Raw genomic sequence first — 23,244 nt, forward strand, 5'->3', positions numbered from 1 at the left:
GTGCCCCGCGCCTCACGGCGCCGGGGCGAAGCCGCACGGCGGCATGCCGACACTCTCCGGTTCGTGCTCTTCGAAGCCAGACCCGCGGGGCTGCTCTTCCAGCAACTGGTACGCGCCAGCGACCTGTCTCCCAGCCAGGTGCGGGCGGGGCTGGCTTGCCTGCGCGACATCATCGCGGAGAACGGCTGGCCGCCACTGATCTGGACCAGGACCGACGGCTACCAGCTCGGCGCCGAACCGGCCGCTCTCCAGGCATACGAGCGGGCCGTGCTCGCCGAGAAACTCACTGAGTTCCGGCGGTTCCTCACCGGCACCGTCGCCCCGCACGCCGCCGCCCACCCGCGTGACAAGTGGGTCAAGCACATCATCGCCCAGCTCAACTCCATCGAATCCACCCTCGATCTCGTCGTCTCTTCCTGACCACCACGAGGGGGCGCCCGGTCAGAGGTCGGGCGCCCCCTCCTCGACCGCGCGGAGGGAGCCAAGCCGCCGTGCGCCGCCGCCGCTATCCCTCTGACACCACCAATGCCGAGTGGGCCCTGATCGAACCGCTGCTACCGACCCCGGCCTGCGACACCCGCCGCGGTGGTCGGCCGGAGAAGCACCCCCGGCGCGAGATCGTCGACGCGATCCGCTACGTGGTCGATACCGGATGCAAGTGGAGGGCTCTGCCTGCGGATTTCCCGCCGTGGCGCACGGTTTGGGGGTTCATGGCGCGCTGGGCCGCCGCCGGGATCATCGGACAGATCCGCGACCAGCTCGCCGGCCGGATCCGCCGCGAGCTGGGCAAAGGCCCCCGCGCGGTCGCCACGGTCATCGACTCCCAGAGCGTCAAGGCCGCCGAGACCGTCGGAAAGGACAGCCGCGGCTACGACGCAGGAAAGAAAATCAACGGTCGCAAGCGCCACCTGGTCGTGGACACACGCGGGCTACCCCTGCTGGTCATGGTTACCCCGGCCGATCTGCACGATTCCGCCGCAGCGAAGGAAGTCCTCTTCCGCCTCCGGCTGATGCACCCCGAGATCACCATCGTCTGGGCCGACCGTGCCTACGCGGGCAAGCTCGTGACCTGGGCCAAACAACACCTCAACATCACGATCAAGACCGTCAGCCGCCCCAAGGACACCACCGGATTTGTCGTCCTGCCCCGCAGGTGGGTCGTCGAAAGATCGCTGGCCTGGATCATGCACGCCCGCCGTCACGCCCGCGACTACGAACGACTCGTCCAGCACTCCGAGACCTTGATCACCTGGGCCGCCATCACCCTCATGACCAGGCGCCTCACGCGGCGCCGTCAGGTGAAGCCGACGGCACCGCCCTCGCCAGCGCAGGCAACGTGATCACAACATTCCCGAGGTAGCTTACCGGAACCCCCAGATGCGGCGCATCCAGTTCACCATCGGAGATCACGCGCTGGAGATCGAGCCGATGCAGCAGGTCGGCGGCGCTCCCCCGGCTCCCGGCGAGGAGCCATTCGGCGTCGACGTCTCGTTGCAGATCTACGCAGATGACCTCGGACTGTCGCTCAGTACGGTCCGCAGTGATCGGTTGAGTACGGCTTCTCACTCCAGGCCAAACGCTAGATCAGGATATGGAGCCGCATCCGTCCACGGTACCGTCGTGGACGTTGCAGACACGGAAGCGAATGTCACGCACATCATTGAACTCGAGGAAGTAGTCGATCTTCCCGGGGACGGGTTTCCAAGATTCCGGCTGCCTCCAGCTGATTGTGGCCCACGCTCCGCCTTGCCACTTTTTGCCTGAGTACTGGACGATCCCCTTGTCCACCCAACTGTCGCAGTCCAAGAACTGTTCGACCGTGAGGTCACCCTTGGTGTCATACTTCGGGTAATCGCCGCCCTTCCCGTCGGTTTCGTACTCGTACCAGCCGTCGGCGGTGTAGCAATCCTTGTAGCTTCGCCCCCCGATGTCGCTTGCTACTTGCGCGCCAGCTGCGGACGGTGACAGCGCCAGCGCCGTAGCCGACGCCAGGGTGGCGAGCGCGTACGCCACCCTTCGTCCTCGTGTCATGACCGGTGCTGCGATCTTCCCGCGCATGCGACCCCTGATCGGTTGAGATACGCCTTCTAAGCGGGACAGTCGGGACATTGTAAAGATCCTTTCAGTCAGAGATTCCGCGCTTCGCCCCTGAGCCGATATCGGTCCACGTACTGCAGGGCAAAGATGACTGCCCTGTCCTGTGCCAACAACTCAGCGCTTAGCGAGGACGTCGTGGCTAACTGTTAGTGCTTCCTTCAGATCCAATGGGGTGTCGGTCAGATAGCCCATCAAGCGCGCACGGGTTTACTGCGGCAGGAACCCTGTTCGTGGCCGGTTAGCCGCTTCCGCACCCCCCACGGAACGGCCCACACTCGGAAGCCGCGGTCCCACCATCGGAGTCGACCGCGGTTCACGCATTCGATTCGGTCCTGACCGAACTGTGAAGGGCCTGGGCTGAGTCACCATGGCAAGGGGGAGCCGTGCTGCGGGTGTGTTTCGCCGCTGAGGACTTGCTGCAAGTGACGTTCGCTGACGAGCCAGCGCCGATGGTGGAGCTGACACTCGCCATCGCGGCGCTTCAGCGGGCGGATCCGCTGTTCGCCCTCTGGCGGCGGCGGACGCTCAGCACCCTGCCGCGTTCCGCGGGGCCGCTGCTGGAACTGGTGCCCGCCACGGCCAAGGGGCCGTTGTTCCTGGACCCGCTGAGCCTGGGATTCGATGACGGGCTCGACCAGGTCCTGTCGTCCCCCATCCCGTTCGTCCGCACCGAGCTGCGCCGCGTGCACGCTGCTGGCCGCCGCCCGGTCCCGTGGACCCGTCTCCTGGCCGACCGGGACCGGGAAGCCTGGCAGATCCTCGAACACGCCGTACGGGCAGCACAGGCATGCGTGCTGGCCCCGGCATGGGACCGCATCCGCGCCGGATTCGACGCCGAACGCGCCTGGCGTGTCCAGCTTCTGGCCGCCCAGGGCATCCGCACGACGCTGGCCGGCCTCGTCCCAGGGGCGCGCTGGCACGGCACCACCCTCGAGTTCGACAGCACCGACGAAGTCGAGTTCACACTCAACGGGCACGGCATCACCCTGCTGCCATCCGTCTTCTGGACCGGACGGCCTTTAGTCGGCAGACACGCCCAGGGAGTGTTCCTGGTCTACCCGGCCGTAACCCCTCTCCCCCTACTCGACGACCCCACCGCCAACGCGCTGGCCACGCTGCTGGGTCGGACCCGCGCCACCATCCTGGAACGGCTCACCCGACCGCGCACCACCACCGACCTCGCCCGTGATCTCGGCGTGGCCAAGTCCTCGGTGTCCGAACACACCAAAGCCCTCCGCGACGCCCATCTCATCACCGCCCAGCGCGACGGCAAGACGGTCTGGCACTCCTGCACACCGCTGGGCCTCGGACTCCTCACCGGCACTCCTGACACCACACGCAGATAGCCTCAGCAGACATAGCGCCTTGGCGGCCGCCGAGCCGCACGTTCCAAAGGTTCAGAAACAGGCACTTATACCCCTCGATGCAGAAGACATCCGGATCGATCGGGTGACGTCGGGGGCATGTGGTTGACGACGGCGCACAGGGGCGTGGTACGGCGCTGTAGATCTACCGGATCGGGTGACGGACGAATCGGGCACCGTTGACACGTCTGCGAGTTGGGAGCACGAGGGCTCCCACTTGCTCCCAGCCCGGACATGGTTAAGGCCGCTTCCGCTACCCGCGGAAACGGCCTCCGACCTGCGAAAACGCTGGTCGGGACGACAGGATTTGAACCTGCGACCCCTTGACCCCCAGCGGCGTGGCAACTCACTGCAACGATCCGTACCGCACTGTAACCATCCACTCGAGTGGAGTGAAGAGCCGTACAACGCCACTGACAGCTACACGGTCGCGCCCATGGATCATCCGCGCCGACCGCAGTTGAAGCGGGTACCGGGAATCACGGGTTGTGCTCTGTTGGCTGCCCTGATGAGGCTGACGCAGCGCGCATGCTGACGTGCCATGCACCTCAGCGCTCTAGGTGTATTGATCACGAGCGTTGTTGACAGTGGACGGGCTTGATCATGGCGAAGACCTCCGGTGTGGTGGAGCTGTCTAGGACTGCACCGCACGGAGGTCTTCGTGTCCCACCGTAATGCCCGGCTCACCGTTCATGGCAGGCGGCTGCTGGTCGAACGTGTCCGCGCAGGCCGCCCTGTCGCGCATGTCGCGGCGGAGATGGGTATCTCACGCGCCACGGCTCACAAGTGGCTCCGCCGCTGGCACTCCGAGGGGGAGCAGGGGCTGCACGACCGGCTCAGCCGGCCCCGGACGACACCGCACCGGACACCAGCGGCGGTGGAGGCTCAGGTGTGTCGCCTGCGTCAGGACCGCAAACTCGGCCCCGCCCGCCTCGGCCCCATCCTGGGCCTGCCCGCCTCGACCGTGCACCGAGTCCTGGTCCGCCACAGCCTGAACCGCCTGGCCTTCCTGGACCGGCCCACCGGACAGGTCATCCGCCGCTACGTCTGCACCGCCGCTACGAGCGCAAAGCCGACCACTTCCTCGCCTTCACCAGCATCGCCTGCACCTTGATCTGCTACCGCAGACTCACCAACTGAGATGACTTCTTATTCGGCTGGTCCTCACGGGTGCCTCTGAGGGCGAAGGCCATCCAGGAGGATGTCCAGGAGCCGATCGGCTGTGACCGCGTGGCCGGACTGGTGCGCGACGGTGAAGATTCCGATCAGGCTGGCTGCGATCTCGTCGGCGGTGACGTCGGGCCGGAGGTCTCCAGCTGTGCGGCCTGCGTCGAGAATCGTCGATATCGCGTTCAGGAGCGCGTCCCTGGTTTGTGCGTGGCCGACCGCGCCCGACTCGATCAGGGCCGGCAGGGTGTCGAGCATGCCGTTCTTCGTCGCGACCCAGTGACCGAAGAGGTCCATCCAGCGTCGCATCGCAACGGCCGGGGCCTCGTTGGCGAGCAAGTCGTGGGCGCCGTTCGTGAGGCGGACGACTTGGTCGCGGTAGACGGCCTCCACAAGGGACTCTCGCGTCGGGAAGTGGCGATAGAGCGTCCCGATGCCCACACCGGCCTCGCGAGCGATAGCGCGCAGGGACGTCTCGGCGTCGGGCGAGGCGAGCACGCGTGTCGCGACCTCAAGCAGCTGATCGTGGTTGCGGGCGGCGTCGGCTCGCGTCGCTCTCGACTTCGAACTCGTCAAACGGATCACGCTCCGGTTATGCTGGATTCCATAAGCGGAGCATAGTCCGTTTCGGGTGGCTCCACGAACACGAGGAAACGAGTAGGACATGCAGCAACACGGCAACACACGCCGAGACGGCGCGAGCAGGGCCGTTCTGCTCGACTCGTTCGGCGGCCCGGAGGTCTTGGCCCTCAAGGACGTGCCTGAACCCCGGGCGGGCGACGGGCAGATCCGCGTCCGCGTGTCAGCAGCCGGGCTGAACCCGATGGACTGGTTCATGACCTCCGACGCCGAGACCGCGGCACGGTTCGGTCTGAGCCTGCCCTGCGGGTTCGGGACCGATTACGCCGGAGCCGTGGACCAGGTCGGTGGCGACGCGAGCGGCTACGCGGTCGGTGACCGCGTGTTCGGGGCGGCCCTGTCCCGGGCGGTCGCCGACCACGTCGTCCTCGACGCGAACGGGAACATCGCCAACGGCATCGCCCGCCACACCCCGGACGGCGTCGACGACCGCACCGCCGCCACGCTTGCGATCGCGGGCAGCACCGCGTCCGCCGCTCTCGACGTCCTTGACCTCGGTCCAGACGACACGGTGCTGATCGGCGGCGCCGGCGGCGGAGTCGGCGTGTTCGCAGTCCAGCTGGCACGGATCGCAGGCGCGCGCGTCATCGGGACCGGCTCGCCGTCGTCAGCGGAGTACCTGCGAAGCCTCGGCGCCGAGCCGGTCGCGTACGGCGAGGGCCTGGCCGACAGGGTCCGCGACCTCGGTGCGGGCGCCGTCACCGCAGCCCTGGACCTGCACGGCATGGACACGGTGCACGTCGCGCGCGAGCTGGAAGTCCCGGACGACCGCATCTGCACCATCGCGGGCCAGGTCGACGGCGTTCCCGCCGCCAACGGCGCCAACGCCGCGCCCGACGCCCTTGAGAACATCGCGCGCCTTGTCGCGGCAGGCCGCCTGCGTATACCCCTCGCAGCGACCTACCCCGTCGAGGACATCCGCACGGCCGTCGAGCTCCAGGCGGCCCGGCACGTCCGCGGCAAGGTCGTCATCGACCTCCAGCCCCAGCTCTGACAGCGCGTGCCGGACTCAGGAGCGTGCGACGCGCACGCAGACACCGCCTGAGCTTGATCTTTAACCTCGCCGGTCACCCGACCTGCTGATCTTGGTTAGTTCCTGAGACAGCAGGACGGCCGTTCTTCACGCTTCGAGGTGTCGAGCAACGTCGCGTGAAAGAACGGCCGCTGGTGAAGAGTCCAATAGGACTCCGTTAGGTCTTCCTATTGGACCGCAGCCGTGCGAACACCGCACGGTGGTGCTCGCTGAAGACCTGCGGGAACCGGCTCAAAGCCCGCCGTCACCAGGCGCGGACGCGAGAGACCCCGGCGTGAGGTAGTCAACGGCGGGCCGAGCCCTATCCGGCCGCCTTGCAGGCAGGGTGACCCCAACCGTCGGGGTTCTTCGTGATGGACTCGCCCTTCGCGTACGGCTGACCGCAGCGGCAGCGGCCGGGGAACTTCGCCTTGATCGAACCGCCACCGCTTGAACGGGCGCTCTTCGTTCGCCCCTTGGCACCCGCCTGGCCGCGACCGGCCGAGCGGGAAGCCGTCTGGGGCTCCGGCGGCGGCAGGACGGAACCGAGCGAGGTCCCGGCGGCCTGCTGCGTACGGGCCGTATGGCTGGCGGCCCGGTCCGCGGCCGCGTTGTACGGGTCGCCGTCGACCTGGTGGGCGGGCACGTAGACGAAATCGACGGTGCGGCCCGTCAGCAGCTAGTCGATACGCATCACGAGGCCCTGGTTGGCCACCGGTGAGCCCGAAGCCGTCTTCCATCCCTTCCGCCGCCACCCCGGCAGCCAGGTGGTGACCGCCTTCATCGCATACTGGGAGTCCATCCGCACCTGCAGCGGCACGTCCGGGTCGGTGGCCTCCAACAGCTTCTGCAACGCGGTCAGTTCCGCCACGTTGTTCGTCGCGGCACCGAGCGGCCCGGCCTCCCAGCGCCCCACCTCGCCACTCGCGTCCGCGATGGCCCACGCCCAGGCCGCGGGCCCGGGATTCCCTTTGGACGCGCCGTCACACGCGGCGATGATCTGTTCATCCATGCCTCGATCCTGCCAGGGGTCCCCAGGTGCTCCGTGCCATGTGGTGGCAGACCGAGCGTTGATCGGGGCATGCTCATGCGCATGGTCTCGGTATTGCAGAACGTGGCGATCGACTGCGCGGACGCCTATGAGCTGGCCCGATTCTGGAGCGAGGTGCTCGGTAGTCCGAACAGGATCCACCTGTGCCTGCGCCCGAAGACCACGTGCGAGGAAGAGGTCGAGCGGCTGCTCGGCCTCGGTGCCACCCTGGTCACCGACCGCCAGGAACCCGACGGCACGGGCTGGGCCGTCCTCGCGGACCCCGAAGGCAACGAATTCTTCCGCCAGCGGTGGCCGGCCGGGTCCGGTCGGGGTTGACGCAATTTCCAGCGCATCAGACGGCGGTGTCAGGTCAGCAGGGTGCCCGGGGTGACCAGTCGGTGGCGGCCTTTAGGGCTTGCTATGCACGGAAACGGCATACGTTCCGTCGGTGTAAGGGTCGCGAGCCCACGTCGCGTACCTGGCTTCCATGGTGAGTCCCACCGCACGGCAGTGCGCGTCGTAGTCGTCCAGGGTGTAACCGCGGTCCAGGGCGAAACCCGCGACGAGGCGCCCGGCCGGACGCACGTGGGCCGCCGCCCCAGCCACGAGGGCCGGTTCCGTTCCCGGTGGGGTGAACAGAGGGACGTTGCCCGCCAGCACCACGACATCGAATGACAACCCCAGGTCGAGGTTGATCAGATCCTGCAGGTACCAGCGGATCTCCGGGGCCAGCCGCCGGGCAGTGGCGAGCATCGACTCATCGGTGTCCACACCCGCCACGTCGATCCCGTGACGAGCCAGCTCGATGGCCACCCGGCCGGTGCCGCACCCCGCATCGAGGACCGTGGTGGGCCGGAAGGAGCGGACCAGCGCCGCCTCACCGTGGACATCCCCTCCATCGGCGGCGATGCGGTCGAACCGCGACTGGTACTCATCACCGTTCCACGTCATGCGGCCAGAGTGTCACATGCACGCGTGCGCGCGACCATACGGGCAGCCAGCGACACTGGCCGCTTCCGGAATCCGCCCGAGGAAGCTGTCGTCGGCCTCACTCAGTCCCCTTCGATAGCATGCTTGACACACTATTTCCCGGTGATCTCAGGACCATTGTGGTCGGATTGTGGTCGTAAGGAATTTTCATTCCTCCTTAACCGCGATTCACAATGAAAAAGCCGCAACAATTTCATGTCGCCGTAGAAGGTGATCGTCATGCGCGTCCACGAGAACGTGGGGCGCGTCTACCGGCGCTGCGGCTGCCGCGACGAGCAGCGCCGCCAGCTCGGTGCTCACTGCCTCCAGCTGATGTCCGATCCCGCTCACGGGACCTGGACCTTCGCCGTCGATCTTCCTGCCACCGAGCCCGGTGGGCACAACCTGTGGGGCTCGGTTATTCATCGCTGCTGGTCAAAACGCTACGGCACAGCGCGTGGAGCTGCCACCATGTTCGGTGATCGTGTCGCTTTTGTACCAGATGACTCGACGTCTCCTCGCCGTCCCGGCCGTGCTTCTATGGCGGGACACCTCGAAGGAGGCTGAACTTCTAGAACTGGTCGATCTCCCGGCGGCCGGGAGCCGGTTGAGGCACGCCGGTAACGGTCGGCCAAGTCCGCCGTGGGGCTGCCATCCTCCGTGTCAGTCAGGCGTGGCGGGATCGGGTTGAGCGCCTGAGCAGTACACCAACACCAAGCGGCTGGAGGACTTCCGGACCGCCTGCGGCCGCGGCCTGGTGGCCGGCGGGATCATCGCCTACCACAACAACCGCTGGTCCAGCCGGTCGTGCTCGCTCTCATGTACCGGGGCGGGTGAGAGCACGGACGACCGGGGCTTCTCCCAGCGGGCCGTCTTCGATCCAGTGTGCAACATTCCGTGAGTTCCCCTGAGGCCTGCTGAGTCCTTGTCCTCGCCACAGCGATGTGCTGGTCGCGGCATGCGCGAGAGCAACCGGACGGAGGCTGGGGCGGCGGGCGGTGGCCGTGCCGAGGCGCGCTCCTGAACTGCTCCCTCGTACCATCGGACTTCCGCGTCCTCGGACCGGCGCATTGATGAGCAAGGGATCTCAGGGGGAGAAATAAGTGGCGAGCTGGCAACCACGCTTGGCTTGTGCCGCGGCAGCCGCCGTGCTGACGGTGGGGTGCGGGGCGGCAGGGGGTGAAGGCGGCGGCGCGGGCTCCGGGGGGAAATCCTCGGCGTCCCCCGGGAGCACCTCGGCGCCCGGCATGGACGGCACCGCCGATCCCGGACGTGTCTTCGCCGATGCCGAATTGAAGAAGGCGCTGGCGCCGCCGGGTGCCTTCGGTGAGGGGCTTCGCTCCACGGGCGCAACGGTGGGAATCTTCAACGGGTACCCGGGTAGCCGGGGCCCGTGGCAGGACTGCATGCCGGAAGGTGGCAGCGAACCGCTCAAGGGGTATGTTCGGGAACTCGAAACATTCCGGGCGGCCAGTGCCGAGCGTTCGGCGGTCAAGTGGGGCATACCGGATGACGAGAGGGAGCCGGAGACGGTGCCCGAGATATCCGTGGACCAGTCCCTGCTGTCGATGCCCGCCGAGGACGCCAAGCGCTATCTCGCGCTCCAGCACGACCTCTACTCTCACTGCAAAACTGTCCTGCATGACATGGAGGCGGGCGTCGCTTACGAGCACCACGAGGTCACGAAGCTGAAGGGCCTGGGCGATGAGGCTCTCTTGGAGTCGTCTTCGATGACCGGAGGGGACGAGTACGACGCCCCTCGGCGCTACACAGTCGAGGCCCGCGTCGGAGGTGTGATTCTCAGGGTCGGCGCCGACGACGATAAGGACAAGGTGCTCGCCTGGGCGGCGATGCTGGCCCGCGACATCGGGAAGGAACTCTACGGCACCGCGTAGCCCCTACACTCTCGACCCCTCACCCCTCAGGTGGAGTTGCACAACGCGGCGCGCGTCCGAGGCTGCCCCGCCCGCAGTACCCCCGCACGCCCTGCTTCGAACCCCAAGACCCGGCGCGCCGAACTCGCCGAAGAAGAACTCCAACAACTCGCCAACCTCGGACTGGACTGGGCGGCGGCGTGACACCGCAGCGCCGGGCGGCCCCGGCCGAACTGTCGGTCTCCGCACCGGGCGGAGGCCAGCAGGTATCGCGAGGCGGCATCCCATTCTGTGCGTCTGCCTCTGCAACAGAGCGCATCTCGTCTGAGACAGAGCCGCACGTCGGAGAAGGGAAGCCACGGCCACCGCCTCACGAAGTGGTGTTCTTGGCCGGAAGGATGGCGAGAATGCCGCCCGTGATGTACTCGACCAGTCGCTCCCGATCGACGGCTCCGAGCACACGTTGCGCTTGCCGGAAATCTCATCCACCCAGGTCATGCGGCATGTCGGTATTCGCGGAGGATGCCACCGAGGCGCTCGCGTCTTCGTATGTCAAGGCTGGCGATCTGGTCCGGATCGATGATCGGCGCGGGTAACGGGTACAGAGGACGGGCGTTGGCGATGCCCTGATGTGGCCGATGAGTGTGGTAAAACCGCTCGAACTCCCGCAGCGCATAGAGCAGGTGCCGGTGGTTCCAGATCAAGGTCCAGTCCAGTAGTTCGCACCGGCAGGTCTGCACCCATCGCTCCATGACCGAGGGCATTCTCGGCATCCTGACACCACTGAGGACGACCTCGATCCCCGCATCGGCAAGGACGGCATCGAACAGGGCGGGGAACTTCCCGTCCCGGTCCTGGATCAGGAACCGCACCCGGCAGCCCTGTACGTGCCAGAGACAAGGGCGCCGAAATCCTGGCGCTACGCCACCAACTGGCCATACTACAGCGGCAGACCGACAAACGGAAGCTCACCTGGCCAGACCGTGCACTGCTGGCCGCCCTCCTCCATCGCCTCTCCCGGGTACGCCTTCGTCAACTACCGCTGATCATCTCGCCTGACACGGTACTGCGGTGGCACCGTGAACTGCTGCGCCGCCGCCACGCAAAGGCTTCCCGCCCCAAACGGCCTGGACGACCCCGCACCATACGATCCATCCGTGCTCTTGTGCTACGGCTCGCGCGGGAGAATCCCAGCTGGGGCTATCGGCGAATCCATGGCGAACTCGCCTCCCTCGGGATCAAGGTGGCCGCCGCCACCGTGTGGAACATCCTCAAGGAACACGGCATAGACCCAGCACCCGAACGCGACCACACCACCTGGGCCGCCTTCCTGCACTCCCAGGCCCAGGCAATCCTCGCCGCAGACTTCTTCGAAACCAAGACCCTGAACGGAGCGACGCTGTACGTCCTCGCGGTGATCGAGCACGCCACCCGCCGCGTGCGGATCCTCGGCGCGACCGCACACCCCACCGCTATCTGGGTCACCCAGCACGCCCGCAACATGATCATGGACCTCCAAGACGCAGGCATCAACGCGAAGATCCTGATCCGGGACCGAGACGGACGGTACCCGGCATCCTTCGACACCGTCCTGCAAGCCGAAGGCGTCAAGGTCATCCAGACCGGCGTCCGCATGCCGCGCATGAACGCGATCATGGAACGCTGGGTGCTCATGCCGAAACGAGCTCCTCGACCGCACCCTCATCCGGAACCAGACCCATCTACTCCACGCGCTACGCGAATACGAGACGTTCTACAACGAGCACAGACCCCACCGCACTCTCGCAAGCGCCGCACCACTCCGCCCGCTACCCGAACCGATCACCGAACCCGACCAGCTCACCCATCTCCACGTCCATCGACGCGATCACCTCGGCGGCCTCCTGCACGAGTACCGGCACGCCGCGTGACTAGCAGGGACGCAGTTCTTGGCACCTACAACGCCGACGCCGAGCCGGAGCAGCCGTACGGCCTGCCGCCTCACACCTGGGCCACAGCGCGGCGGGCGCGACCCCTGGCGGGCTTGATGGACGCCAGCGACCGGACGGTCGGAGTTTCGGCGGGGGTGGGCGCGGCCTCGGGGGCCGGCGGGTCGAGCAGTTGCAGCGCTGCCCCCCGACGCGTCGAGGTCGATGCGTCCGACGAGTTCGCCGATTGTGAGGGTCACGCGAAACCCCCCGTTTCTTTTGGTGCTTTCTGGCGAAATGCGCCATGCGCGCACCATGGCTCGACTGGTTCGGTCAGTACTTGGCGTGTTTTCATCGCGTCGGCACGGGCTTACGTGAACGCCCATCGACTTCAGGCCGGTAAATGGCAGCCATGTGGCTGGTGGGCGCTTGTTCAATCGTCCGCGTGTCATTTGTGAAACATTCCATTACAAAGGAAGGGAAAGTCATGGACTTCACCCGAGTCGAGACCGCCGAGATTTCCGACGCCGAGCTGGACAACGTCGCCGGCGGCATCGGCGTCGCCGTCAACGCCGACGTCAACGCCGACGCCCCCCTCATCAGCATCGAGGCCCCTGGCGTCGGCCTCGTCACCGTTTGAGTGAGTCGGGCATGCGGCGCCTAGCCAATAGCGGGCGCATTGCTCGGCCTATTGCTGCACAAATTCATTTTTGAGGATGTAGCGATAGACTCTTTCACGGGCGCCGGCACATAATGCGGCGATGCTTCCGCGGTCTCTGCGGGCCCAGAATCGACGAATGTGTCTCTGTCCGGCCGAGAACCCGGGCACGGGCACATTCGTTTCTGCGCTACGAGCGGCGGTTTCGCCGGGCGGCATGACGGTCTTCATGCGCATGGTCAGTCGCAGGTCGCAGTGGCAGAAGACGGCTCTGACGCCTGAACCCGTAGGTCGATCATGCCGTCGCGAGGCCACCGACCTCGTCCGCGCACCCCCGGCCAGAACTCACCACTCCGATGGCAGAACGTCGTAACCGGCAGGCGAGCCCGGCCTAGTGTCAGATGCCCCCGTACTGTGGACGACCCTGTGGGTGCCGGAAATTATGTCACCCGGGCAGACCTGCTGGCTCGGCTCTGTCAGACCTCAGCAGGCCCCAAGCCACTCTGAGGCAGCATGCCGCGCGACGACGACGCTGCCCAGAACGCCCAACGACCGCACCGGCTCCACCGTCTGGGAGGTCGACGTCCTCGGCAAGGACCACAAGAGCCACGACATCACCGTCGACGCCGCCACCGGCAAGGTCCTTAACCAGCACGTCGACCAGGACGACGACAACGACTGATCAGGCACCAAGCCGCTTGCCTGAAACCTCTCCATAGCTCGAAGGGGCCACGCCCGCCACTGTCTGGCGGCCGTGGCCCCTTCGTCCGTTCCGGGGGCCGGGCCCGTGGACGTGGGCGCGGACGCTGAGTGAGCGGTCAGGAGGGCGGCCTGACCGTCCTCATCGACAAGCGCAAGGGCCAGGCGCCCAGCGTGCCGGCGTCTACCGTGCGCTCGGTCGCACTCCTGACCGTAGGACCGCCGGCGTTCCCCGCCAGGTCGAACGTCAGTGGTCGCCGGAGCGGCGCGGTGCTGTCATGGGTAGGGAAGACAGCGTGGACGAGCCGGCAGGGCCGCGGAGGCCGGTGCGCCGCGCGTGGCCCGCCCGGGGCGGTCCGGCCGCGGCCGCCCCGTCGCGAAGCGGAGGAGGCCGATGCCATGCTGCGCCGCCGCACGGTCGGTGACGTGATGACCGAGGAGGTCGTCACCTTCCGCCCCGACACACCGTTCCAGGAAGTCGCCGCCCTGCTGGACGCGAACGACATCGCCGCTGCCCCGGTCGTCGATGACGACGGCGCCTGTGGGTGCCGGAAAGTGTGTCACCTGGGCTGACCTGCTGGTTCGAGTTTCCCAGATCTCAGGTAGCTGCCGACTGTTCTGGGGCAGCATGCGAGTCGTAGTGATACGGCTGATCTACCTGCTCGCCTGTCAGACCTTCCGATGGATTGCCCTCCTGGCCCGATCGAGTGCGGCGAAAGATGCCGAGATCTTGATGCTTCGGCATCAGCTCGCTATCGCGCAACGCAACCGGCCTCGGCCCCGGTTCTCCTGGAGCGAGAAGGCCGTCATGGCAGCACCGCTCCGGATCTTCAGCAACCAGCGGCGTTCACAGCTGCCCCTGTTGGTCACTCCGCGAACGGTCCTGCGCTGGCACACACGGCTCATCGCCTGGAAGTGGACCTCCCCATCCCGAAGTCCAGGAAGACCGCCAACGCCCGAAGCCTTGCGACAACTGGTCCTGCGTCTCGCGCGGGAGAACCCCGGATGGGGATACCGACGAATCCATGGGGAGTTGCTGGGCCTGGGGCACAAAGTCGGCGCCTCGACCGTCTGGGAGATTCTGAAGAAGGCCGGGATCGAACCATCACCGCAACGGGCAGACCGCTCCTGGGCCGTCTTCCTCAAAGCCCAGGCCTCCGCAATCGTGGCCACCGATCTCTTCCACATCGACACCGTGTTCCTACGGCGCTGGTTCGTGCTGTTCTTCATCGACCACGGCACCCGCAGCGCGCACATCGCCGGTATCACCCGACACCCGACCGGCCCCTGGATCACCCAACAAGCCCGCAACTACCTCATGGACCTCGGCGACCACGCCGAGTCGATCAAGTTCCTCATCCGGGACCGCGGCGCCTACTTCACCGACAGCTTCGACGCCGTCTTCCATGCGACCGGCATACGCGTGGTCCCCACCCTGCCCGCCGTGCCACGGATGAACGCCATCGCCGAGCGCTGGATCGGATCATGCCGACGCGAGGCAACCGACCGCATCCTGATCACCGGAGAGCGCCACCTACGCCTCGTCATCCGCGAGTACGCGGAGCACTACAACAGACACCGGCCACACCGATCCCTCGAACAACGGGCACCGAACCGACTCACCGAGCCCGAACCACTCACCGCCACCGACAACACTCGCATCCATCGACGTGATCGACTCGGCGGCCTCATCCACGAATACACGCAGGTCGCATAGGGGTGACACAGTTTCCGGCACCCACAGGGTCCGCCAGCCGTGGGAATCCCCTGGGACTTTCCTGGGACTTCCGGCCCCATCAACCGGCACGAGCGTGAAACAACCGAAAGGCCGTTCGCGCAGCTCAGCGGGCACCACGCGCCCATCGCGGCAGGTCACAGCGCTCGCTGGTCTCTTCCGCGACATCTGAGGAGCGAATGCCGCCGCACCCTGTCCGACCTGCGAGGCAGCGGGCCAGGAGGAAATGCGGCGGCATCTCTGGGAATCCTCTGGGACTTTGAGCCTGGGTAGGCTCCGAACCGGCCTCGCCGGCGGTGGCCAGGGCCTCGGTGACGAAGCGTCCGGCTCCGCGGGAGTCGGCAGACTTGCCCTGCCGCAGCCGGACGGCCGCGATGACCGGCCGAGCGGTCGGGGTGCAGATCGTGGCCAGCAGCGGGTGCAGAGTACGGATGCCCTTGAACCGGCTGACCTGGGCACCCTGTTTGGCAGGGCCGAAGACCCGATTGTGGGTGGAGTCGATGTCGATGAAGGCCACTTGCCCGGCTCCTGGCAGCAGTGGTGTGTACGGCCGGCTCCCGCAGGAACCTGCGGTGCGCCGCGTGGAGTTGCAGGACATGCCCGTGGGTGAAGTAACGCAGGGACGTACCCAGCGTCGACAGCGCCCGGGTCCCCTTGAAGAGCTGCGGCAGGGCCCCGTGCCGCAGCCCGCCGGTGTCCTCGATGCTGTCCGTCCCCGCGCACATCGCCGCGACCAGAGACGTCACCTTCTTCGCCGCCGGATTCGCCCCGCCGCTGTTGTCAGCACCGCAGATGCCTACCGACTCGCGGACCAGCGCAGACAGCCGACCACGCTCGGCAAGCCGCATCACCGGAAGCAGCCCCAGGGCGACACGGGTCGCACGCCGTGACGTGCATCCTCAACGCCTTCCGGTGAAGCGAGGTGAAGTACACGGCACGCTGGAGTCTTCGTGTCCGGAAATGGTTGTGCATGAGTCCCGTCACATTGCCTGGCGTGCAGCGGCCATGGAGTTTGGAAGGGCTTGCCACGGTGGCAGGTGTTCGGGGAGGCGATGGCTCGCTCAGCAGTGCGTGATGGCAAAGATGCCAAAGCCCTCCGGAACACTCGTGTATTGATCGGCTGTCTGCAGGAACTGGTGGGAGGCGCCATCTCTCGGACCATCCGGAACTGTGCCACGTACCCCCAAGGTGCTGTGGCTCGCAGATGTTCCTCAGGGGCTCCATCGCCGTGCCGTGGACGCCGATCCTCGGATCATGGTGGTGGAGCACCGTCGTCCCCAAGAAGCACCGCAGTTGCCGACGATCGTGCACGGCAGGATCTCCGCCGAGGTCGCCGCCACGGCTGCCTCGTCTACGGCGTCGTTTGGGTAACCACCAACTTCAACTGGTTCTCCTCCAATGGAGACCGTGTGGCGGTCGCGAATGAGGTCGGTAGCAAGTCGGTGCTCGGTGGCGTTCAGCCTTATCGACGGTCGGGATGTCCCAGGACACCGCCGGACTGCGCAGAACTCATGATGGACCTCGCCGGTCAAGCGAACTGACGGCAGTCTAGGAGTGCCTCAGACGCATCAGTATCACTCAAGATCATTGACACAGGAGGATGGTGCACCAGTGAGCGAACCTGGCGATGGAGGAGTCCATGGGGTCCTCTTCGACTTCGCGGGGACCCTGTTCGACGACACGGGCGTGCTCACGGCGCCACGGCTGGTGGCGAAGGCGAGCGACCGCGGGGTCAGGCTTGACGAGCAGGTCGCGGCGACGCTGATCCGACGCACATTGGCGTATGTGGATGCGCCGGAGCGCAGCGCGGCGAAGGAAGGATGCGACCTGTCGCCCGACGCGCACCGGCGAATCTGGACCGGGCTGATCGCTGACGCTGGGCCGTTCGAGCCACCGCTGGTGGAGGCACTCTACGACTGCCTGACCGACAACGACGCCTGGCTCCCGTATCCCGACACGCTTCCGGTACTCGAGGCGCTCAGCGCCGCAGGCGTGCGCACGGGTGTGCTGAGCAACATCGGCTGGGATATCCGACCGACCTTCAAGCGGACCGGTGTATTGGATCAGCTCGACGTGGTGGTGCTGTCTTGCGAGGTCGGGCTGGCGAAGCCCGACCCTGCCGTCTTCGGCGTCGCCTGCGAGCGTCTGAGTCTTTCGGCCGAGCGGGTGCTGTTCGTTGGTGACGATCCCGTCAAGGACGGCGCGGCGGCGCGCGCTGGGTTGCCGGTGTACCTGTTGCCGAGTGAGCGTGACGTGCGCGTGCCCCGGGGGCTGAAGGGAGTCCTGCGGCTCGCCGACGCGGAGAATGGCCGCGAGGCGGCGGCGCAGTGAGGCGCCTCGGCGCCGTGGCGCCACAACGCCGGATCGCATGCCGCGGTCGGGCTGATCGCATTTCTCGCGGCGACCTTGTATCTGTTGTTTCGTAGCCGACGAAACCATCGCCGTTGAGGTCCTGCGGGTCGGGGCAGGGGCGAGGGCTGGTGGTTCCGGCCAGTCGGCAGGGGCGATGGGACCCCGCTTGGGGGCCCGGCTCTGGGAAGTGAGCGTTCGGCCCAAGTGGGGCGGGCCACGGTGACGGTCATGCGGCCGGGGCCAGCGACTGAGCGGAGAAGAGTGACCGCCGCCTGGAGTACAGCCGGGCGGGATCTCCCCGGTCACCGCCGTCCGGCTCCGAAGCTCTACGCGCCGCCGTGAAGCGGTCCCCCCGTGAATCGGGTCAGTGATGTCTGCCTTCCACCTCTGAGGCCGGAACCGTACTTTCACCTGCGGCGTGACCAAGTGGCCGACGAATATAAGCAGGTGGCGATCCCTCATGCAAGGGCTTGGCCGACTCCAGAGCCTTCTGGCCGTCCCGGTGTTCTGGTGTCTTTCCCGAGCGACGCCGACCGCCGACCGCCGATCGCGGAGAGGGGAGGAATCGCGATGAAGCAGGAGCGGGGGGCACCGGCGGCAGCAGTTCCGCCGGGAAAAGCGCCACACAGTGGTTCCTCGACTGCTTCATCCACGGGGAATGCCCAGCTCAGCAGCCTGATCGGAATGTTGACGCCCTTCAGGGCCGGGGTGGCGTACGGTCGGTCCATGACAGCTCATGCGCGGCCCTGCGCCGGGCGGCGGTGGTGCGTTCGTAGGGCAGTGCGCCGTCCGGCATGCGCACGACCTCCACGTACAGGCCGAAGGGGGCGCGTGTGTACACCCATCGGTCGCCGGTGAGCGGCCCCTCATCGATCGTCTCCGGCTGGCCGAGCACGGTGCAGCCGTGCTCGGCCAGGTAGGTGGCAGCCACGTCCACGTCGCGGACGTGTAGGGCGAGATGGCTGCCGCCGACGTCGCTGTTGCGCGGAGCGCGTGGATTGCCGCCCGACGTCCCCTCATAGCAGGCCAGTTCGATGGTGTCGGTCGGGCCCATGCCGAGCACGGCCCGCCGCAGGGCACCACCCGGTGGCACGCCGAGCGCCTCCGCCACATCCACGGGAAGGATCTTCTGCTCGTTTCGGTACAGAAGCTCGGCCCCCAGGACGTCCACGAAGAACCGCTCGGCCGCGTCGAGGTCCGCGACGGTCCTGGCGAAGTGGTCGACGCCGAGCGCGCCGGGCAGGCCACGCCGACTCCCCGTGCCGTCGTCCCGGTTGCACCATGGCCCCGGCGGGCGGCGGCGTGGTGTGCCCCCGCCCGTCTCGTACGGCAACACCTCAGGTACGGACCGCAGTTCGATGGGTGCATCGAACGGCGAGGACAGTCTCACCCAGTGCGTGCCCGCATCGGGCTGCCCGTCGGGGACACGGCGGACCGGGCCGAGTGGGCTCACCCCCGCTCGACGCGTGAGTTCGACGGCGGCCCGTGCCACGTCGGTCACGTGCAGCGCGAGGTGCACGTGACCCGCGTCGTGCGGTGCCCGTGGCGCGGCGGTGTGGTCCGGCGACTCGTAGGCGAACAGCTCGAGGTTGGTGTCGAGTCCCAGGCGGACGAGGGCGATCTCGGCGCTGGCTCGCGGGTGTACGTCGAGGTATACGCGCATCCAGTCGTCGGCGTGCGCTAACGGCGCGAGCCGGTAGACGAGTTCGCCACCGAGTGCCGTTACGGCGAAGTCGATCGCGGCGTCCAGGTCGGACACGGTGAACCCCAGGTGGTCGACCCGTTGGGCGCCGGGCACCCCACGCGGCGGTGGCCCTTGGCCGTCGCCACACGAGGACAAGCCGGCCGCGGCGGAAGCCGGCGCGCACGGGCGGTCGGGGGAGAGCACGGGGCTGCCTCCTCAGGCTACTGGGTGATGGGCCGATCGCTGCGAGCTGTCTGTGCGGACCGCGGGGCGTGCAACAGGTTGCGGGCGCCCTCGCGAAACCCGCGGACCTGGGGGGGGAAGCGCGAGGCCGAGGGCGCGGGCCGACAGGGCGCTTGCAGGACAGCTGTTCGGGGGGCGCGGGGCGCACACCTCTCGCGGTCCGCGGCCAGTGCGTGCGCACACCGGGTGAAGAAATACAGCCGGCCAGCGGGCGCCAGGTCTTCCGGGCCATGGACAAGGCTGCCCCGCGGCACCGTCAGTTCCCGGCAGACCGGCCAGCACCCGGGCGAAGTCCCCGGGCCGCGTCACGTCAAGCCGTTCCCCCAGGCACCCTCGGTGAGCGTGCCGGACCTCGGCCGCGTCCTGGAAGTGACCACGACGGCTCCTTCGCCGGCGCCAGTCTGTGGCCGGCGCGCCGCCGGCGGAGCCGCTGCCGACGATCAGCGTGGTCATGCCGGCGCCTCGATGGCCTGGGGAGTGTCGAGGCGAGCCGCCGCCAACTGGCCGATGCCGATGAGGCAGTGGTCGTCGTCGTTCTCGCCGAGCGCGAGCATGGCGCGCGTCGCGCACTCGTCCAAGCCGAAGCAGCCGATCCGCACCAGTTCGTCGCCGAGCAGCGTCAAGAAGGTGTCGCCCAAGGCAAGGGCGAAGCCTCCGACGAACAGGTAGCGGCGCACGCCGATCGCGGTAAACAGCAGGCTCACCGCGGACGCGAGGGGCCGCAGTGAGCGGCGCAGCGACTCCCGCGCGAACGTGTCGTTTGCTCGGGCCGCCGCCACGAACGCCTCGTTGGTGATGGCGCCAGGCACGCCGCCCGAGGGCCCGGCCAGCGCCGAGGAAGCGAAGGCATCGGTGTCGGCTGATGCCGCCGCACGCACTGCGAACAGCGCGCCGCGTCCTGACGCGATCGCCCCGAGGTGGCCGCGCCCTCCGCACTCGCATGGCGCGGCGTCCTCGGCCGGGTCGACGAGCCAGTGGCCGATCTCCCCGCCGTACCCGTGCTCGTTGCTGATGATTTCGCCGTGGCGGAACACCTTGTTCCCGATGCCCGAGCTCACGGTGGTCAGGCAGAACGGCTCGGACTCGACCGAGGCGTAGCGCCAGGCCGCCGCGGTCACGTCGTTGGCCACGAACACGGGCAGGCCCAGATGCCCTGCCAACACGTCGGCGACGGGCAGCGGCGCTGCGGGTCCCCCCCACAGTGTCGGGCCGGCGATGACGACTCCGTCGGATGTCATCGGCCCGGCGAAGGACACTGCCACGGCCTGAGCAGGTGGTTGACCTGGACGGGCGAGCTGGGCCGCGATCTCCCGCGTGAGCTGCTCCATGACCCGGTCCTGGAGCAGCTGCGGGGCGAGTGTGCCGTACCGGCCGAGCCCGTCGGTGCGCACGCGCTGCACGTCATGCACATCGGACATGCCCGCCCTGATCCGGCCCACGCGTAGGGTCGTGCCACCGATGTCGGCCACCACCAGGTCACACGGCGCGGGTGCAAGTGCCATCATGACGCGGCCTCTTCCCGTGCCGCCTCACACTGCTGGACAGAGCCGTCTTCCAGCACAATGGCCGACGCCAGGCGTGCCCCGTCGGGTACCTGGGCACCTGGCAGCACGACGCAGTCATCCACGTGTGCGCCGGCACCGATGCGCGCGCCCGGGTAGACCACGCTGTTCACGATCTCGCCCTCGTTCGCCACGTCGGCCGCCACGATACTGGCGTACCTGCCGGGCCCGTCCAAGACGAGGCGTCGCGGCACCTCGGGGGCGACGGTCAGTGGCATGTCGGTCAACGCGAGCGTCGGCTCAGCCCGCAGCAGTCCGCGGTGGGCGCGGTGGTAGCGGTCCACGGTTCCGATGTCCTCCCAGTAGCCCTTGACCTCATACCCACGGATGAGTTCGCCGCCTGCCAGCATCGCCGGGATGACGTCCCTGCTGATGTCGTGCTGCCAGTCCGTGCCGCGCAGTTGCTCCAGGTAACGCCACAGCGTCGTCGCGTCAAAGAGGCAGAAGGCGGCGAACACCAGGTCGCTCGTGGGGTGGTGAGGTTTTTCCTCGAAGGATGTGAGTAGGCCGTTTCTGTCGAACTCGACCATGCCGAACAGATGCACGTACCGCCGCTCGATGCGCTGGTACGAGACTGTCAGCGCGGCCTTTGATGCGCGGTGCTCGCGGATCATGCTCCCGTAATCGAAACGGTAGACGTGGTCTGCATGGAGGACGAGGATCTCCGAGGCCTCTGAGTCACCCTGTCCGAAGACGTACTCGGCCTTGCTGAGTAGTGCGTCGGCTGTGCCGCGCTCCGCCGGCCACGTACGCTCCGGCACCTGCTCGGGCAGCTTGCCCGGTGAGCTCCGGTACACCGCGTCGTAGGGGCCGAAGCGTATTCGAAAGCCGTGATGGCGCCCGTTCCACACCAGGTGCAGGTCGTCCATGAGGCGGCGCTCCTCGTACTGGGACAACAGCAGGACGTCTCGCAGGCCCGACCGGTGGACGTTGGCGACGCTGAAGTCGATCAGACGGGAGGTGCCGCCGAACGGCACCAGTGGCTTGAGCCTGCCGTGTCCCAGCGGCCCCATGCGCCGGCCTTCGCCGCCCGCCAGCAGTACGGCACGCACTCCATCCATGCTCTCAGACCCCCAAATCCACGGGACCGCCCAGCGCCGGCTGCTGCGGCGCCTGTTCACGCTCGCGGAGTGTGAACAGCGCGGCCTCGGCCTCTCGTTGGGTGACGTCGTCCACGAACACGGCGTTGCCGATCCCTCGTGGAAGAGGCAGGTGCTGTCGGCCGTCCCGATGCTTGACCGTGTCCGCGAGCGCCCCGCGCATCAGTTCCGGCGTGCACACCGGGTGGAACACAGGCAGGTGGAGAACGCGCATGACATTGAGGACACGGTCGAGCTCGGCCGCGGTCAGGAGCCCCCGGTGGTGGGCGAGGACCGAGCTGAGTGCCATGTCGACGCAGACAGCCTCGCCGTGCAGCACCTCGGGCAGCGCCGCCATCTCAACGGTCGGAGAGAAGGAGTGCCCGAAGTCCACCAGGCGCCGCAGCTGGTCCTCCCAGAGGTTGGGCTGGAGTTCCTCCAGCATGCCCCGGACCGCCCGGTGTAGCACTGTGAGCGCCGCACCACCTGCCGCGTCCTCGCCCGGTTGCATCCGCTGCTCGACCAGGCTCGCGCCGTGCCCCTCCAGCAGATCGAACAGTTCGGCATCCTTGATCAGAGCTATCTTCAGGATTTCCGCGAGGCCGTTGCGTAAGTGCCGGGCATCGAGCGTGGTGAGGAAACCGGGGTCGATGAGGGTCAGCGATGAGGGGTGGTAGGCGCCTAGCCGATTCTTGTGCTCACGGAAGTTGACGCCCGTCTTGACGCCGATGCCCGCGTCGATCATCCCAATCAGGGTCGTGGGTATGCGGACGTACGGTGTGGCCCTGCGGTATAGGCTGGTCGCAAGCCCGACGATGTCCGTGAGCACCCCGCCACCCACGGCAAGCACCGGTGCGTGGCGCCGTGGCACACCGAAGGTGTCCATCGCGTCCACGACCTCGAAGACGGTCTCCATGACCTTCACCGATTCGTGTGCGTCGATGACGCACAGGTGGAACTCCACGTCCTGGCTCGCCAGGTAGGCGGTAAGTTGCTCACCGTAGAGGGAGGCCACCGTAGCGTCGATCACGATGAGCCGACGTGCAGGCGCTGCACCAGGCATGACGGCGCGGGCGAGCGCTGGGTTCGCTGGCTCGAGCAGCCGCGGCTGCACCATGATGTCGTAGCTCACCTCCTTGAGAGCGCTCACCCGCCAGGCTGTGCCACCCT

Annotated in this window: 21 protein-coding genes and 5 pseudogenes; 16 read left to right on the top strand and 10 right to left on the bottom strand. The window is 67.4% G+C overall.

The genetic code is table 11. The features are described 5' to 3' along the window. Together ABZ370_RS35105 and ABZ370_RS35110 are read left to right on the top strand one after the other, a co-directional pair. Complete coding sequence (locus ABZ370_RS35105; protein ID WP_358629506.1) at nt 1–420, top strand: RacP protein; 420 nt, start codon at nt 1–3, stop codon at nt 418–420. A 71-nt stretch (nt 421–491) separates the two neighbouring features. Then, the gene (locus ABZ370_RS35110) at nt 492–1,340 is read left to right on the top strand and encodes an IS5 family transposase (RefSeq protein WP_358629509.1); all 849 of its coding nucleotides are present in this window, start codon (nt 492–494) and stop codon (nt 1,338–1,340) included. Nucleotides 1,341–1,584: 244 nt separating this feature from the next. On the opposite strand, the gene ABZ370_RS35115 is transcribed toward ABZ370_RS35110, so the two are convergent. Further along, nucleotides 1,585–2,013 carry a hypothetical protein gene (locus ABZ370_RS35115; protein ID WP_358629512.1) on the bottom strand — a complete coding sequence of 143 codons (429 nt, stop codon included), beginning with the start codon at nt 2,011–2,013 and terminating at the stop codon, nt 1,585–1,587. 506 nt (nt 2,014–2,519) lie between these two features. Here ABZ370_RS35115 and ABZ370_RS35120 point away from each other — a divergent pair. The 3 genes and pseudogenes from ABZ370_RS35120 to ABZ370_RS35130 form a co-directional block, all read left to right on the top strand. Further along, nucleotides 2,520–3,443, top strand: a complete 924-nt coding sequence (locus tag ABZ370_RS35120; RefSeq protein ID WP_358629514.1) for a winged helix-turn-helix domain-containing protein — start codon at nt 2,520–2,522, stop codon at nt 3,441–3,443. Nucleotides 3,444–4,122: 679 nt separating this feature from the next. Continuing rightward, a pseudogene (locus ABZ370_RS35125) lies at nt 4,123–4,506 on the top strand (leucine zipper domain-containing protein); the annotation flags it as partial. Then, a pseudogene (locus ABZ370_RS35130) lies at nt 4,506–4,601 on the top strand (IS5/IS1182 family transposase); the annotation flags it as partial. The pseudogenes ABZ370_RS35125 and ABZ370_RS35130, both read left to right, overlap by 1 nt. Before the next feature lie 24 nt (nt 4,602–4,625). Here the strand turns inward: ABZ370_RS35130 and ABZ370_RS35135 are convergent. Beyond that, nucleotides 4,626–5,213 carry a helix-turn-helix domain-containing protein gene (locus ABZ370_RS35135; protein WP_358629517.1) on the bottom strand — a complete coding sequence of 196 codons (588 nt, stop codon included), beginning with the start codon at nt 5,211–5,213 and terminating at the stop codon, nt 4,626–4,628. A gap of 79 nt (nt 5,214–5,292) precedes the next feature. Here ABZ370_RS35135 and ABZ370_RS35140 point away from each other — a divergent pair, with 79 nt between their 5' ends. Both ABZ370_RS35140 and ABZ370_RS35145 read left to right on the top strand, forming a co-directional pair. Next, nucleotides 5,293–6,261: an NADP-dependent oxidoreductase gene (locus ABZ370_RS35140; protein WP_358629520.1), complete on the top strand. Its 969-nt coding sequence runs from the start codon at nt 5,293–5,295 to the stop codon at nt 6,259–6,261. Nucleotides 6,262–6,464: 203 nt separating this feature from the next. Continuing rightward, nucleotides 6,465–6,578: pseudogene (locus ABZ370_RS35145) on the top strand (CGNR zinc finger domain-containing protein); the annotation flags it as partial. A 23-nt stretch (nt 6,579–6,601) separates the two neighbouring features. Here the strand turns inward: ABZ370_RS35145 and ABZ370_RS35150 are convergent. Beyond that, a pseudogene (locus ABZ370_RS35150) lies at nt 6,602–7,291 on the bottom strand (ribonuclease H). A gap of 81 nt (nt 7,292–7,372) precedes the next feature. On the opposite strand from ABZ370_RS35150, the gene ABZ370_RS35155 reads away from it, so the two are divergent. Then, nucleotides 7,373–7,648 (top strand): VOC family protein, encoded by a 276-nt coding sequence (locus ABZ370_RS35155; RefSeq protein WP_358629523.1) that lies wholly within the window; start codon nt 7,373–7,375, stop codon nt 7,646–7,648. 72 nt (nt 7,649–7,720) lie between these two features. Here the strand turns inward: ABZ370_RS35155 and ABZ370_RS35160 are convergent, their stop codons facing one another. Further along, nucleotides 7,721–8,263: a class I SAM-dependent methyltransferase gene (locus tag ABZ370_RS35160; protein WP_358629526.1), complete on the bottom strand. Its 543-nt coding sequence runs from the start codon at nt 8,261–8,263 to the stop codon at nt 7,721–7,723. Between the two features lie 258 nt (nt 8,264–8,521). Here ABZ370_RS35160 and ABZ370_RS35165 point away from each other — a divergent pair, with 258 nt between their 5' ends. After that, on the top strand, nt 8,522–8,848 hold the full coding sequence (locus ABZ370_RS35165; protein WP_358629529.1) for a hypothetical protein: 327 nt from the start codon (nt 8,522–8,524) through the stop codon (nt 8,846–8,848). Nucleotides 8,849–9,528: 680 nt separating this feature from the next. Continuing rightward, the gene (locus ABZ370_RS35170; RefSeq protein WP_358629532.1) at nt 9,529–10,176 is read left to right on the top strand and encodes a hypothetical protein; all 648 of its coding nucleotides are present in this window, start codon (nt 9,529–9,531) and stop codon (nt 10,174–10,176) included. A 473-nt stretch (nt 10,177–10,649) separates the two neighbouring features. Here ABZ370_RS35170 and ABZ370_RS35175 read toward each other — a convergent pair whose 3' ends face one another. Next, complete coding sequence (locus tag ABZ370_RS35175) at nt 10,650–11,027, bottom strand: transposase (protein ID WP_358629535.1); 378 nt, start codon at nt 11,025–11,027, stop codon at nt 10,650–10,652. Between the two features lie 38 nt (nt 11,028–11,065). Here ABZ370_RS35175 and ABZ370_RS35180 point away from each other — a divergent pair. The 5 genes and pseudogenes from ABZ370_RS35180 to ABZ370_RS35200 all read left to right on the top strand — a co-directional run bounded on the left by ABZ370_RS35180 (nt 11,066) and on the right by ABZ370_RS35200 (nt 15,136). Continuing rightward, a pseudogene (locus ABZ370_RS35180) lies at nt 11,066–12,065 on the top strand (integrase core domain-containing protein). 484 nt (nt 12,066–12,549) lie between these two features. After that, nucleotides 12,550–12,702: a hypothetical protein gene (locus ABZ370_RS35185; RefSeq protein WP_358629537.1), complete on the top strand. Its 153-nt coding sequence runs from the start codon at nt 12,550–12,552 to the stop codon at nt 12,700–12,702. 460 nt (nt 12,703–13,162) lie between these two features. Beyond that, a complete protein-coding gene (locus ABZ370_RS35190) occupies nt 13,163–13,402 on the top strand; it encodes a PepSY domain-containing protein (protein WP_358629540.1) in 240 nt (79 codons plus the stop codon). Between the two features lie 416 nt (nt 13,403–13,818). Next, nucleotides 13,819–13,992, top strand: coding sequence for a CBS domain-containing protein (locus tag ABZ370_RS35195; protein WP_358629542.1), 174 nt, complete (start codon nt 13,819–13,821; stop codon nt 13,990–13,992). Nucleotides 13,993–14,059: 67 nt separating this feature from the next. Continuing rightward, nucleotides 14,060–15,136 (top strand): integrase core domain-containing protein, encoded by a 1,077-nt coding sequence (locus ABZ370_RS35200; RefSeq protein WP_358629545.1) that lies wholly within the window; start codon nt 14,060–14,062, stop codon nt 15,134–15,136. Nucleotides 15,137–15,260: 124 nt separating this feature from the next. Here ABZ370_RS35200 and ABZ370_RS35205 read toward each other — a convergent pair whose 3' ends face one another. Continuing rightward, nucleotides 15,261–15,671 carry a hypothetical protein gene (locus ABZ370_RS35205; protein ID WP_358629547.1) on the bottom strand — a complete coding sequence of 137 codons (411 nt, stop codon included), beginning with the start codon at nt 15,669–15,671 and terminating at the stop codon, nt 15,261–15,263. A gap of 1,094 nt (nt 15,672–16,765) precedes the next feature. Here ABZ370_RS35205 and ABZ370_RS35210 point away from each other — a divergent pair. Then, on the top strand, nt 16,766–17,485 hold the full coding sequence (locus ABZ370_RS35210) for an HAD-IA family hydrolase (RefSeq protein WP_358629550.1): 720 nt from the start codon (nt 16,766–16,768) through the stop codon (nt 17,483–17,485). Between the two features lie 718 nt (nt 17,486–18,203). Here the strand turns inward: ABZ370_RS35210 and ABZ370_RS35215 are convergent. The 4 genes from ABZ370_RS35215 to ABZ370_RS35230 all read right to left on the bottom strand — a co-directional run bounded on the left by ABZ370_RS35215 (nt 18,204) and on the right by ABZ370_RS35230 (nt 23,206). After that, nucleotides 18,204–19,304, bottom strand: a complete 1,101-nt coding sequence (locus ABZ370_RS35215) for a VOC family protein (protein ID WP_358629553.1) — start codon at nt 19,302–19,304, stop codon at nt 18,204–18,206. Nucleotides 19,305–19,882: 578 nt separating this feature from the next. Then, nucleotides 19,883–20,938 carry an ROK family protein gene (locus tag ABZ370_RS35220; protein WP_358629556.1) on the bottom strand — a complete coding sequence of 352 codons (1,056 nt, stop codon included), beginning with the start codon at nt 20,936–20,938 and terminating at the stop codon, nt 19,883–19,885. Further along, entirely contained in the window at nt 20,935–22,056 is a 1,122-nt protein-coding gene (locus tag ABZ370_RS35225; RefSeq protein ID WP_358629558.1) for a sugar phosphate nucleotidyltransferase, read from the bottom strand. The genes ABZ370_RS35220 and ABZ370_RS35225 overlap by 4 nt, the downstream gene beginning before the upstream one ends. Nucleotides 22,057–22,060: 4 nt before the next feature. Further along, nucleotides 22,061–23,206 (bottom strand): sedoheptulose 7-phosphate cyclase, encoded by a 1,146-nt coding sequence (locus ABZ370_RS35230; protein WP_358629561.1) that lies wholly within the window; start codon nt 23,204–23,206, stop codon nt 22,061–22,063. Nucleotides 23,207–23,244: the final 38 nt, after the last annotated feature.

The organism is Streptomyces sp. NPDC005962, assembly GCF_040629205.1.
GTDB lineage: Bacteria > Actinomycetota > Actinomycetes > Streptomycetales > Streptomycetaceae > Streptomyces.